We start from the raw sequence: 12,236 nt of genomic DNA, 5'->3' as shown, positions 1-12,236 counted from the left end.
GGGCATCGAACAGACCCTCAGGAGCCTTGGAACATGACCTTTTCCATCATCGGCCGCTGCCCGGAAACCGGACAGCTCGGTATCGCCATCAGCTCGTCGAGCATCGCCGTGGGGGCTCGTTGCCCCTGGGTGCGCGCAGGCGTGGGCGCGGTGGCCACGCAAAACATCACGTTGCCGGCCTTGGGCCCTCAAGTCCTGGACGCCCTGGAGCACGGGCAGGCGCCGAGCACAGCCCTGGAACAGGTGCTCAGGGCCAACGGCTGGAGCGAGTACCGCCAGGTGACGGTGATCGACAGCCAGGGCCAGGTGGCCCTGTTCACCGGCAGGGAGGCGCTGGGTGTGCACAACGCGGTGGCCGGCCTGCAATGTGCGGCAGCGGGTAACTTGTTGTCCTCCATCCATGTGATCGAGGCGATGGTCGAGGCGTTCGAACAGGCTGCGGGGCACCTGGGCGACCGATTGCTGGCGGCCATGCACGCCGCAATGGCGGCTGGTGGCGAAGCGGGGCCGGTGCATTCGGCGGCGATGAAGATTGCCGGGGACCTGACCTGGCCGCTGGTCGACCTGCGGGTCGACTGGGCCGACGACGACCCCATCGGCGCCTTGGGCAAACTGTGGCAAGCCTATCGTCCACAGATGCAGGCTTACGTGACCCGGGCGCTGGACCCTACCGCTGCGCCCAGCTATGGGGTGCCGGGCGATGAATGAGTCAAGCAGCCGCGACCTGCTGGCGCGGCTGGTGGGTTTTGCCACCGTCAGCCGCGACTCGAACCTGGAGCTGATCGATTTCATTGGCGATTACCTCGCCGGGTTGGGAGTGGCGTGCGAGCTGTTTCTCAACGACGAAGGCAGCAAGGCCAACCTGTTCGCCACCATCGGCCCTCAGGACTGCGGCGGTGTGGTGCTGTCCGGGCATACCGACGTGGTACCGGTGGACGGGCAGGCCTGGACAGTCGAACCCTTCACCTTGACCGAGCGAGATGGACGTCTCTACGGGCGTGGCACCGCCGACATGAAAGGCTTTATCGCATCGGTGCTCGCGGCGGTGCCGGCATTCCTCGCCCAGCCATTGAAACTGCCGGTGCACCTGGCGTTTTCCTACGACGAAGAGGTCGGCTGCCTGGGCGTGCGCTCCATGCTCGCCGCCCTCGAGCAACGTGCGCACAAGCCACGGCTGTGCCTGATCGGTGAGCCCACTGAACTCAGGCCGGTGCTCGGACACAAGGGCAAGCTGGCCATGCGCTGCCAGGTACAGGGCGCAGCCTGCCATTCGGCCTATGCACCCTATGGTGTAAATGCCATCGAATACGCTGCGCGGTTGATCGGTAAGCTGGGCCAGATCGGTGACAGCCTGGCTCGACCCGAGCACCATGATGAACGCTTCGATCCGCCGTTTTCGACTGTACAGACCGGTGTGATCAAAGGGGGCAGGGCGTTGAACATCGTCCCGGCCGACTGCGCGTTCGACTTCGAGGTGCGCGCCTTGCCCGGTTTCGAGGCCCAGACCGTGGTCGACCAGCTGCAGGCCTATGCCCATGCCGAGTTGTTGCCGCGTATGCGTGCGGTGAGCGCCGACAGCGACATCTACTGGCAACCGCTCAGTGCCTACCCAGGATTGGCGACGCCGGCCGACAGCGAGGCGGCGCAACTGGTGGCGCTGCTCAGTGGTACGGATGCGTTCGGCACCGTGGCATTCGGCACCGAAGGTGGGCTGTTCGACCAGGCGGGTATCCCGACCGTGGTATGCGGGCCGGGCAGCATGGACCAAGGGCACAAGCCAGATGAGTTCATCAGTCTCGAGCAGTTGCGTGGGTGCGATGCAATGTTGTTGCGGTTGGTGAAGCGCCTGAGCGTTGGCTGAGGTTTGTACTGACGCTATCGCGGGCTTGCCCCGCGACAGCGTCAGTTCAGCCAACAAAAGCCGGCCAGGTTCACATCGCCTCAGGCTTGAACAGCGGCTTCTTCATCACACCCTTGATCCACACCACCGCGATCAGCGAAACGACCGCCAGCACCACCCCGGCAACGCCAAAGATCCTGCCGCTCATCTCGGGGCTCGGCGAGGCATACCAGATCGCATACAGCATCCCGCCAATGCCGAACACTTGCGGCAGTGGATAGAACGGCGTGCGGAACGGACGCGCCAACTGCGGGTAGCGCTGGCGCAGGGCAATGACATCCAGGTGCACGATGATGTACGCCAGCAACCAGGCCAGAGCAGCGGAAAGCAGCAGCAGGTTGATGGCGGCGGCGTTCTGGCCCATCACCAGGATCGGCAGGCCGGTGATGGCCGCGACGAACAGTACCGCTACCCAGGGCGTATTGGCGCGGACGCTGAGCCGCTTGAACTGCGGGAACGCCTGGCCATTGCAGGCCATGCCGTAGAGCATCCGCGGAATGGCTGCCAGCGAGGTGTTGAGGGTACTGCAGGTGGCGGTGACCGCCGCGATCACCAGGAACACTTCGCCGGTCTTGCCGAACACGGTGGTGGCGAACAGGTAATGCGGCAGGGCATCGGTAGACAGTGCCTGGCGTGGCACCAGGAACAGCGCACCCAGGCCGTACAGGGCGATGGTGGCGAAAATCACGGTCAGGCCAATCATCATCGAACGTGGGATATTGCGCTCCGGCTTGCGGGTTTCCTCGACCAGCGAACAGACGAACTCGGCGCCGACGAAGCCCCACACGGCCATCGCCGTCAATGCCAGCACGCCAGCACCCATGGGGTTCCAATCGCCCTGCAGCAGCGCATGGGTAGCACCGGCGTCATGGCCTTCATGGATGGCCGCGATGCCAAGGATCAGCAGCACGATGACCATCACCACCGCCATGGCGTTCTGCAGCTTGGCGAAGATGTCGATGCCCATGAGGTTGAGCACGGTGAACAGGCCAAGCACGGCGAAGGCTACCGAGAATTGCGGGAAGACGCCCGGGTAGACCTTGCCGACGATCAGGTCGAGCAGCAGCAGTTCGGCCGACAGGGCGAACATGGCCACCACCACATAGCCGGAAAAGGTCGCCAGGATGGCCGGGAAGTGGCCCAGGGCGACTTCGGTGTAGCTGGAGAGGCTGCCGGCGCGGGGTATGAGCAAGGCCAGCTCGGAGAACGAACAGGCATAGCTCAGCGCCAGCAAATAGGCCAGGCCCAGCGGCACGATGAAGCCAAGGCCTGCGGCACCGACGCCTTGCAACATCATCACCATCACACCCTGTGACACCACCAGGCCGATGGCCACGGCCAACAACGAACCTAACCCCAATACCCGGCGAAAGCCGGCTTGATTCGCCTGCGCGGTGGCAGGCATGGACGCACTCGTACTCATCGTGTTCACCGCTCTTTGTTGTTGTAGTTGCGGCGAATACTGGAGCAGGGGACGGGAACGGAAAATTATTAAAAATATGTTCGGTAGGTAGGAAAAAGTTGGGTAGCCATGGCAACGCCCCTCTAGGTGCAACCTTGTGCCGCGATGCCCGCAAAGCGGCACAAGGCACGGTTCAGAACGTCGCCTTGATCTGCAGCCCCACGACCAGCGCATTGTCGATGTCTTGCCCGGAGAAGGCCCCCGGCTCGATGATGTACTGCACATCCGGCCGCAGGTTCAGCCACGGCGTGGCCTGGTAGCCATAGCTCAGCTCGATCAGTTGCTCGGCACTGTCGAGGTCGGGGAAGCCTTGCCCGGCAGCCAGCGCCGCATCCTGTAGCACATCGCGGCTACGCGGGTTGGGCACCGCGCGGCCATAACCCAGGGCCAGGGTGTCGCGTGGGCGACCCTCGAACGGCTTGTACAGCACCACGCCCGCGCCGTACCACTTGGTGAACGGTGACGCGGCCTTGCTCGAGGCTGAGTACTGGCCAAAGGCATGCAGGGTGCGCCCAGGCGATGTGGGGTCGTTCCACACAGCCTGGTCGACCAGCAGGTAATGGCCACCACGACCGGAGACTTCCTTGTCGCTGCCGATGCGCTTCACGTCGGAGCTGTCGTAGTAGTAGCCGAGCTTGTACTCGCCGGGCAATTCGCCCTGCAGCTTGTACACCAGCTCCACTGGTACCACGGTCCCGGTGGTGTGCCGCGGCCCCAGGTGCCAGGCGCGGCTGGAATCGCCGTTGCTTTCGGGGTCGACATTGAACGCCGCCACGCGCAATTGCCAGGCGGGCGACAGGTCGTACTTCACCCGCACGCCCAGGTGGGCGTTGGGGTAGTTGGTCCAACCGCTGCCACCGGACATGTTCAGCGGGTGGCCACAGAAGCCTGCGTTCATGAAGTTGCACAGGATGCCGCTGTCCAACCCGCCCAGGTCGTTGCCCATGGCCATGTAGCCGAGCTTGACGTTCAGGGCCGGGGTGAACAGCGTGCGCTCGTAGCTCAGTTCGGTCAGGCGGGTATACAGGCCGCCGTAGTTTTCCTGGATCGGCAGGCGGTTGCCCACGAGGTCTTCGGAGGCGCTGTTGCCGCGGCGATCGTTGAGGGTCAGCTGGACCTTGCCGCCGTTGTCCAGGCCGTAGAGCCTGGAGAGGTCGAACTGCACGCCGAGCTTGAGGTTCTGTGAGTAGCGCGCAGAACGGTGCAGGCCGCCATGGGCGTTGTAGGCGGTTTCGCCGCTGTAGTCGCCGGTGAACCTGATGCCGTCTTCTTCGAGCTGGTGGCGCAGGCCGCCCCAGTCACCGGTCAGGGTGTTGCGGGTCGTCAGGTCGCTGCTGGCCAGGGCGGTGGTACTGGCCAGGGTCAAGAACAGGGCAGTGGGGATGACGCGAAAAACGGGTGGCATTGCAAAATCTCGGGTTGTCAGTAAGAGGCTAATCGCCGGCAAGCCGGCTCCCACAGATTCCACTGTTACAGGTGGCGCACAGACGTTGTGGGAGCCGGCTTGCCGGCGATTGGGGCGGTGATCTATGGCAAGGCGTAGGCCATCACATAGTCGCCACGGTCGGTGGACTGCCGCGCACCGCCTGCCGTAACCACCACGTACTGCTTGCCGGTCTTGGGCGAGACGTAGGTCATCGGGCCGCCCTGGCTGCCCACGGGCAGGCGGGCCTTCCAGATCTCGTTGCCGTTGCTGCTGTCGTAGGCGCGCAGGTAGAAGTCCTGGGTGCCGGCGATGAACACCAGGCCGCCTTGGGTGGACAGGGTGCCGCCGAGGGTCGGCAGGCCGATCTTGATCGGCAGGTGCATGCGGATACCGAGGGGGCCGGTGTCTTCGACGGTGCCCACCGGTACTTGCCAGGCCACCTGGCGGGTCTTCATGTCGATGGCGGTAAGGGTGCCGAACGGCGGCGCCTGGCACGGGATACCAGCCACCGACAGGAAGCGGTTCTTGTTCACCGCGTAAGGGGTCCCCTTGAGCGGCACGGCGCCCATACCGGTGTTCAGCGCTTCACCCCCGGAGGCGGCCTGGCCTTTGTTCTGCGACGGGATCATCTGGATCCACAGGCCCAGGCGCATGTCATTGACGAAGATGAAACCATGCACCGGATCGGTGGAAATGCTGCCCCAGTTCATGCCGCCCAGCGAGCCGGGGAAGCTCAGCGACAGATCGGTACCCGGCGCGGTGTACAGGCCGTCGTAGCGCATCTGCTTGAAGTCGATGCGGCACAGCAGCTGGTCATAGGGGGTGGCACCCCACATATCCGACTCGGTGAGGGTCTGCGCGCCGATCTGTGGCATGCCGACAGACTTCGGTTGGGTCGGCGAGTACGGCTCGTTGGGGATGTTGCCTGGCTTGACCGGTACTTCATCGACCTGGGTCAGCGGTGCGCCGGTGGCGCGGTCCAGTACGTAGATCTGGCCGGCCTTGGTGCCGATTACCACGGCCGGAACGGTCTTGCCATCGTCCCGGGTGAAGTCGATCAGGCTCGGCTGCATCGGCAGGTCGAAGTCCCACAGGTCGTTGTGCACGGTCTGGAACACCCATTTCTGATCGCCTGTGCTGGCGTCCAGGGCCAGTACCGAAGCGCCGTAGGTGTGGTCCAACCGGCTGCGCTCGACACCATAGATGTCGGTGGAAGAACTGCCCATCGGCAGGAAGACGGTATTCATCGAGGGGTCGTAGGACATCGGCGCCCAGCTGTTGGGCGTGCTGCGCACGTAGGTGGCGTCGCCTTGCGGCGCGTTACGCTGCTGCGGGTTGCCGGGGTCGAAGGCCCAGCGCATTTGCCCGGTGATCACATCGAAACCACGGATGACACCGCCTGGCATATCGGTCTGGACGTTGTCGGCCACACGGCCGCGGACCACCACGGTGGTGCCCGCCATCAGCGGGGCGGAGGAGAGCTGGTAGTACGAGTCCGGGACATCGCCCAGGCCCGCCTTCAGGTCGACCTGGCCGTTGTCGCCGAAACCTTCGCAGAATGCGCCGCTGTCGGCGTCGACCGCGATCAACCGGCCGTCGATGGTATTGGTCAGCAGCCGGCGCTGGCAGTTCGCGCCGGCCGGTACATGAGCGGTGGCGATTGGCGAGCTGTCGGGTTGGGTGGGCTGGGCGATCGGTGCGGTGGCGTCGAAGTAGGCCATGCCGCGGCAACGCTGCCAGACTTTGGACTGGGCGTTGATCGCGTGCTTCCAGATTTCCTTGCCGGTGTCGGCATCCAATGCGATGAGGTTGTTGTGCGGGGTGCAGACGAACACCTTGTCACCCACTTGCAGCGGTGTCAGTTGGTCTTCGGCGCCGTTGCCGTCGCTCAGCGCCACATCGCCTGTGCGGTAGGTCCAGGCGACCTGCAGCTTGTCGACATTGTCGCGGTTGATCTGGTCCAGCGCGGCGAAACGGCTGCCGCCTTCGCTGTTGCCATAGTGGGCCCAGTCTTTCTGCGCCTTGGCCGGCTCGACGGGAGTCAGGCCCGGGCCCTTGCCGGTCGGGGCAACGCTTGGGTGGGCGACGAACATGTTGCCGGCAGCAACCGCCAACGCAACGGCCAGTACCGCCGCCACGCGGTATGCGCCTGGACCGGCCTTGCCACCATTGGCGCGTACCAGTACCGGGTACACCAGCGCGACCACCAGGCCGATGGCTGCGAACATGAACAGCCGCGAGAACAGCGGCCAGAACACCAGGCCCGCATCGAGCACGGCCCAGATGGCCGTGCCGATCAAGAATGCAGCGAACAGCCAGGCGCCTGCCGGCTTGCGCCGTGCGATTAGCACGCCGGAAATGGCCATGGCCAAGCCGCCGATCAGGAAGTACCAAGAGCTTCCCAACCCCGCCAGTTTGACGCCGCCAGCGGCCAGGAGAAGGCCGAGCAGGGCGATGACCACGCCCAGGCCGACCAGGAGGAAAGTTGAAGCGCCAAGGGCGCGAGGTGATTGTGACATTGCCAGTGTTCTCGCAGGTGGGACGGTGCGCAGTTTAGGCCTTTCAAAAGATAATTAACAAGTTAGTACATAATTTTTCGAGACGAATTGTCGCAGGGGGAGTGACCCGGTTTTGTCACGAACAGGCGATGAAAAAATAGATTTTCGCTGGAAAGCTGGCGCTAATTCATGCTTTTGAACAATGGTCGCATTGCCTGGAAATCAGCGGCGCAACCCCTCCATCAGGCACTTCAAAGCCCCCTTGACCTGTTCTGCCGCCGCTTGTGGGTCGTCCTGGGCGACCACCCACATGCCACTCTCACCCATGGCACCATTGATCAGGTGCGCCATGGCGACCGGGTCGAAGTCCCGCAGCACGCCGGCTCGTTGCAGCTGCGCCAGCCCTTCGACCATTGGCCCTATATAACTTTGCTCTTCCAGTTCGCGCAGGCGTGGGCCGAGCACTGCCGGGGCATCTTGCAGGAGGATGCGGCGCAGGGCGGGGTCGTGGAGCAGGTCGTAGTAATACAGACAGGTGTCGAGGTAACCGTCCCAGGGATCGCTGTGGGTGGCGAAGCGTTCATCCAGGGCCAGGTTGATCTCATCGAGCAACGCGGTCACCACCGCCGTGAACAGGCCGGCTTTGCCGCCGAAGTGGTGGTGCAGGGCGCCACGGGTCAGGTCGGCTTCGGCACACAAGTCGTCCATGACCACTGCTGCAAAGCCTTTCTCCGCGAACTGGCGGCGCGCGACGGCGATCAGGCGTTCTGTGGTCTCTGTGCTCATGGCAGCGCGGCTGCGGCGGGTAACAGGCATGGGTGGCGTCCGGCGGGATACGATGCGCTGAAATTAACATACGTTGCGTATGTAATTAACAGCTATTAGCATACGCAGCGTATGTAAATAGAGGTTCGTGCCATGTCTGCAACGCTTCAGCGCCGAAAAACCACTTGGCTGGATGAGCTCCCCGCCCTGTTGCGTCTGGCCCTGCCCTTGGTGCTTGGCCTTTCTGCCAGTGAGCTGATCAGCCTGACCGATACGCTGATGCTCGCTTCGCTCGGGACGGTGGTGCTGGCCTGTGTATCCCTCGCCGCCAGTACCGGCTTGATCTTCCATGCAGGCTTGTACGGCATGCTCGCCACCCTCAGCGTGCGTGTGGGGCATGCCTTCGGTGCTGGCGACACCGCTGCCGTGGCGCGAACGTTGCGCGCCGGCCTGGGCTACGGGTTGCTGGCAGGTATTCTGGGCTGCCTGGCCATGCTCGCCCTCCTGCCGGTGTTGCAATGGGCGGGCGTACCGTTGCCGGATGGGCAGTTGCTCACGCCTTATTGGCAGGCAATGGCTGTGTTCCTGATCCCGTTCTGCCTGGCGGTGGTGTTCAAGGACGTACTGGAAGCCATTGGCCGGCCCTGGGTGGCAGTGGTGATCGTGATGAGCGCCGTGGTGTTCAACGTTCCCCTGAGCTATGCCTTGATCCATGGCCATTTCGGCTTGCCGGCGCTGGGGTTGCTGGGCGCCGGCATTGCCAGCGTATTGGCCGAATCCCTGGCGGTGCTGCTGGCATTCACGTACTGGTGGCTGGCGCCGTCGTTGGCGATTTATCGGTGCTCGGCACGCGGACAGCAGTTGACCTGGCGCACATTGTTGAACGAGGGCTGGCCGCTGGGCCTGGGTTACCTGGCCGAAGCCGGTGCGGTGGTGATCGCCGCCTGGATGCTGGGATGGTTGGGCTCCGCGGCGTTGGCAGCCAACCAGATCGTGCAGTCGATCGGCTCGTTGTTGTACATGCTGCCGCTGGGCATGGCCGCTGCGGTGAGCATCCGTATCAGCCAGGCTCAGGGGCGCGGTGAGCATGCGCGGATCAACGCCATCGGCAGCGCCACCTTCACCAGCGTGACAGCCTGGATGGTTGGCAGCACCCTGCTGCTGGCGTTGTTCGGCCGGCGTATCGCCGAGGCCATGAGCGATGACCCTCAGGTCATCGCTATCGCCGTGCCGATGTTCGTGGTCGTGGCGGCCATGCAGGTGGCCGATGGTTTGCAATCCACCGCCTTGGGCGCCTTGCGCGGCTTGCAGGATTACCGCTGGCCGGTGGGGGTAACGCTGGTCAGCTATTGGTTGCTGGCGTTGCCGTTGAGCTTCGGCCTGGCGTTTCATTCGCCGTTGGGCGCTGTCGGCGTGTGGGTCGGCTTTGCCTGTGGCCTGGCGGTGGCTGCGGTTCTGCTGCCGTGGCGCTTCTACCGCTTACAGTCACATGGCTTCAACGCCCCAACGGCAAGGCCACGCCGATCAATGCGAACAATGTCCCGCAGCAGCGGTTGAAGCCGCGCCCGCCCTTGGTCAGCCAGGGGCGTACGCCCAGGGCCAGGCGCGCCAGCAGGTACTCGACGAGAAACTCCACGCTGACGAACGTTGCGGCCATGATCAAGAACTGAATCGCCAGCCCGCGTTGCGGGTCGATGAATTGCGGCAGGAAGGCGCCGTAGAACAGCAGTACCTTGGGGTTGGCCACGGCGCAGAGGAAACCCTGGCGGAACAAGCCACCATTGCCCACGCGTGGGCTGCCGACGGCCAGTTCCAGACGCATGGCCGGGCTGCGCCAGAGTTGGATGCCCAGCCATAGCAGATAGGCCCCGCCAACCCACTTGAGCACCTGCAGCAACGAGGCCGAGGTGTGCAGCAAGGCGCTCAGGCCGAACATGGCCAGGGCGATCAGGGCGCTGAAGCCGAACACGCCACCTACGATCGTGAACAACGTGCGGCGGGCGCCATAGAGCGCGCCATGGGTCAGGGCCAGCAGGCTGTTCGGACCGGGGGTCAACGACAGGCCTATGCTGGCCAGCAGGTAGAGAAGCCAGGTATCCAATGCCATGAGCAGCGCCTTAGGGTAGGGACGGGCGCCAGTCTAGAGCACGAAGCATCGTTTGAAGGGTAATATTCGGACATTCCATAGCGTTTTCTGGACGTGTTTTTCAATGACACCCGATATCCGACTGTTGATCCTTCCCCTGCCGGAATTCGCCTTGCTGCCGTTCGGCGCCTTCCTCGACAAGTTGCGTTTCAGCGCCGACGATGAGGATTACAGCCGCCAGCGTTATTGCAGTTGGGCATTGTTGGGCCTGGACGCGCAGCCCGTGTCCTCAAGCAGCGGTGCGGTGGTGCAGGTGGACGTGATCGCGCAGCAGATGGCGTTCAAGGGCTACGATTACCTGGTGCTGTTCGGCGGGCGCAGTGCCGCTGCAACGGCTGCCCTGGCGCCGTCTTACCGGGCACTGCTCAAACGTGCCGTGCGCGCTGGAGTGAAGCTGGTTTGCGTCGATAACGCAGCGTTTCTCCTGGCCGCTTGCGGCCTGCTCGATGGCCACAAAGTCGTGGTGCATTGGCGGCACGAAGCTGAATTTCGCGCAGCGTTCCCTCACCTGCAGGTGCAACGCGAGCAGCTGTACTGTTTCGATGGTGCACGTATCAGCTGTGCCGGCGGGACCGCAGCCATCGACCTGGCCGTGGAACTGCTGTCACGGGCCTGCGGGCGAGCCCGCGCACTCAAGGGCCTGGCTGACATGCTGGTGGACGAGACCCGAGACAGCCGTCATGCCTTGCGTTCGCTGGACGCCGGGGCAGGGCAGCAGGGGCGTCAGGTCCAGCGTGCCACTGCGCTGATGCGCCATCACTTGGGCGCCTCGCTGTCGATCGAGCAATTGGCGGCTGAGCTGGGCATCAGCCGCCGCCAGTTGGACCGCCAGTTCCAGGCCAGCCACGGGATGAGCGCCAAGGCCTGGTGGCAGGAGCTGCGCCTGCAGCAGGCGCGCTGGCGATTGATCAACACAAGCCACAGCCTGGCGCAGATTGCCGATGAGGTGGGGTTGGGAGATGCCAGCTACCTGGGCAAGTGCGTACGGCGACGGTTTGGTTGTACAGCGTTGGCGTTGCGGCAGGGTGTGCCGCGGCAGCCGCGGGGACGGTAAGGTCGAGCGCCGCTCTCGATGCGCCGCGCGGGCGGCGCGCGCTCACAGGCCTCATCATGCCCGCAAAGGTCATTGCGGCGAGGTGAACACGCCTGTCCAGTAGATCCCGGCGTCGCTCTTCGGGTCCACGGCATAGGCGGCGCCTAGCTCGCGAAACTCAGGGTTCATCAGGATGGCGCAATGGCCGGGGCTTGCCAGCCAGCCGTCCACGACCTTGCGTGGCGTGTCGCGCCCGGCGGCAATGGTTTCGCCGATTTGCTGGTACAGGTAGCCGGCAAGCTCTGCGCGATCACCTGGGGTGCGCCCGTCGCGGTCCAGGTGGTCGAAGAAGTTCTGGTTGGCCATCGCTCGGGTATGGTTGGCGGCAACCCCAGCCAAGGTGGCGTTCCAGCCCAACGCCGGCGCCGCTGCGAAGGGTTGGCCGCCACACTGGCGCGGTACCTTGCGTGCGGCATTGATTTCCTGCAACAGTTTCTGCCCTTCGGCCTGCCAGTCGCCCAGGCGCCCGCTGAGCAAAGGGCGGGCGAGGACGATACGCCAGTCACGACCCTCCTGGCTGACCCCGATATCGACGAACTGCGGGTCGAGCACCACCTGGCAGAAGCTTTCCTCGATGGCCCGCATCGCGGCCTGGGCATCGCGTGGGCCGGACAGGCTGATGGCTTGTACGTTGACCATCGGATAGGCGGCGCGGGTCATGGCCTGCTGCAGGTCGCGGGTGCCTTCGGGCGACAAGGCCAGGCGGGTGTCGCTGTTGAGCGGGGGCAACTCCAGCGAAGCCTCCCCGCCGCAACGCTGGGCCTGGCTGCGGTAGGCGTTGATCGACTCGATCAGCTGCCCCTCTTCGCCACTGAAGGCCAGGGCATTGGCGCACGCCACCAGGCCCAGCGACAGGACGGCAAGACGGGCAACGGATGACAGGACGCGCATGAAGATCTCCCTATGAACTGGCAGCGCCTAGGTTGCGCTGCTCATCCTACACAAG

Annotated in this window: 10 protein-coding genes; 4 read left to right on the top strand and 6 right to left on the bottom strand. The window is 64.3% G+C overall.

The features are described from left to right. The first annotated feature begins 33 nt into the window (after nt 1-33). Entirely contained in the window at nt 34-708 is a 675-nt protein-coding gene (locus ACXHGZ_RS11575; protein WP_480463962.1) for a DUF1028 domain-containing protein, read from the top strand. Then, nucleotides 701-1,861, top strand: a complete 1,161-nt coding sequence (gene argE / locus ACXHGZ_RS11570; RefSeq protein ID WP_480463960.1) for an acetylornithine deacetylase — start codon at nt 701-703, stop codon at nt 1,859-1,861. Before ACXHGZ_RS11575 ends, argE begins: the two co-directional genes overlap by 8 nt. Nucleotides 1,862-1,931: 70 nt before the next feature. Here argE and ACXHGZ_RS11565 read toward each other — a convergent pair whose 3' ends face one another. From ACXHGZ_RS11565 to ACXHGZ_RS11550, 4 genes are all read right to left on the bottom strand, one after another. Further along, the gene (locus ACXHGZ_RS11565; protein ID WP_480463959.1) at nt 1,932-3,305 is read right to left on the bottom strand and encodes an APC family permease; all 1,374 of its coding nucleotides are present in this window, start codon (nt 3,303-3,305) and stop codon (nt 1,932-1,934) included. A 190-nt stretch (nt 3,306-3,495) separates the two neighbouring features. Further along, on the bottom strand, nt 3,496-4,767 hold the full coding sequence (locus tag ACXHGZ_RS11560) for a carbohydrate porin (protein ID WP_480463957.1): 1,272 nt from the start codon (nt 4,765-4,767) through the stop codon (nt 3,496-3,498). A 122-nt stretch (nt 4,768-4,889) separates the two neighbouring features. After that, the gene (locus ACXHGZ_RS11555) at nt 4,890-7,307 is read right to left on the bottom strand and encodes a glucose/quinate/shikimate family membrane-bound PQQ-dependent dehydrogenase (protein WP_480463955.1); all 2,418 of its coding nucleotides are present in this window, start codon (nt 7,305-7,307) and stop codon (nt 4,890-4,892) included. A 201-nt stretch (nt 7,308-7,508) separates the two neighbouring features. After that, nucleotides 7,509-8,102: a TetR/AcrR family transcriptional regulator gene (locus tag ACXHGZ_RS11550; RefSeq protein WP_480463954.1), complete on the bottom strand. Its 594-nt coding sequence runs from the start codon at nt 8,100-8,102 to the stop codon at nt 7,509-7,511. Nucleotides 8,103-8,204: 102 nt separating this feature from the next. On the opposite strand from ACXHGZ_RS11550, the gene ACXHGZ_RS11545 reads away from it, so the two are divergent. Next, a complete protein-coding gene (locus ACXHGZ_RS11545; RefSeq protein WP_480463952.1) occupies nt 8,205-9,608 on the top strand; it encodes an MATE family efflux transporter in 1,404 nt (467 codons plus the stop codon). Here the strand turns inward: ACXHGZ_RS11545 and ACXHGZ_RS11540 are convergent. Then, complete coding sequence (locus tag ACXHGZ_RS11540) at nt 9,547-10,158, bottom strand: LysE family translocator (protein ID WP_084856932.1); 612 nt, start codon at nt 10,156-10,158, stop codon at nt 9,547-9,549. The two genes, ACXHGZ_RS11545 and ACXHGZ_RS11540, sit on opposite strands and share 62 nt — an antisense overlap. Before the next feature lie 103 nt (nt 10,159-10,261). On the opposite strand from ACXHGZ_RS11540, the gene ACXHGZ_RS11535 reads away from it, so the two are divergent. Continuing rightward, nucleotides 10,262-11,251 (top strand): GlxA family transcriptional regulator, encoded by a 990-nt coding sequence (locus ACXHGZ_RS11535; RefSeq protein ID WP_480463950.1) that lies wholly within the window; start codon nt 10,262-10,264, stop codon nt 11,249-11,251. Nucleotides 11,252-11,320: 69 nt separating this feature from the next. Here the strand turns inward: ACXHGZ_RS11535 and ACXHGZ_RS11530 are convergent, their stop codons facing one another. Next, nucleotides 11,321-12,181 (bottom strand): CAP domain-containing protein, encoded by an 861-nt coding sequence (locus ACXHGZ_RS11530; protein WP_480463948.1) that lies wholly within the window; start codon nt 12,179-12,181, stop codon nt 11,321-11,323. Nucleotides 12,182-12,236: the final 55 nt, after the last annotated feature.

This window comes from Pseudomonas shiyinii, assembly GCF_056725765.1.
The sequence above is the reverse complement of the archived record's forward strand: the minus strand, read 5'-3'. Positions and strand labels throughout refer to the sequence as shown.